Source organism: Coprococcus sp. AM100_B19A (assembly GCF_027662015.1).
Classification (GTDB): Bacteria; Bacillota; Clostridia; order Lachnospirales; family Lachnospiraceae; genus Allocoprococcus; species Allocoprococcus comes.
In genome coordinates this window covers 1-216 of sequence record NZ_JAQDKN010000009.1, presented here as the reverse complement: position 1 = coordinate 216, position 216 = coordinate 1, and the positions used below count along the sequence as shown (strand labels likewise).

Below are 216 nucleotides of genomic sequence, written 5' to 3'. Positions count from 1 at the left end.
ATCGCGGAAATCCAGAAAGTATTAGAGGAGAATCTGTAGGATTATGATTACACTAAGTGGTAAAAGTGTTTTTGGTGGCGTAGCCATCGGGAAGATTGCTTTCTATAAAAGACAGGAAAAGCAGGTAAGACGGTATCGTGTAGAGGATACCGAAGTAGAGGTGGCACGTTTTGAGGATGCCCAGGAGACTGCGATCGCACAGCTCGGTGAGTTGTA

The 216-nt window shown here is 45.4% G+C and carries 1 protein-coding gene; it reads left to right on the top strand.

What is annotated here, in order from left to right; translation table 11 throughout:
* Window positions 1–43: 43 nt before the first annotated feature.
* A partial coding sequence (locus tag PGQ33_RS17025) for a phosphoenolpyruvate-utilizing N-terminal domain-containing protein (RefSeq protein WP_334303948.1) occupies window positions 44–216 on the top strand: 173 nt, incomplete at its 3' end.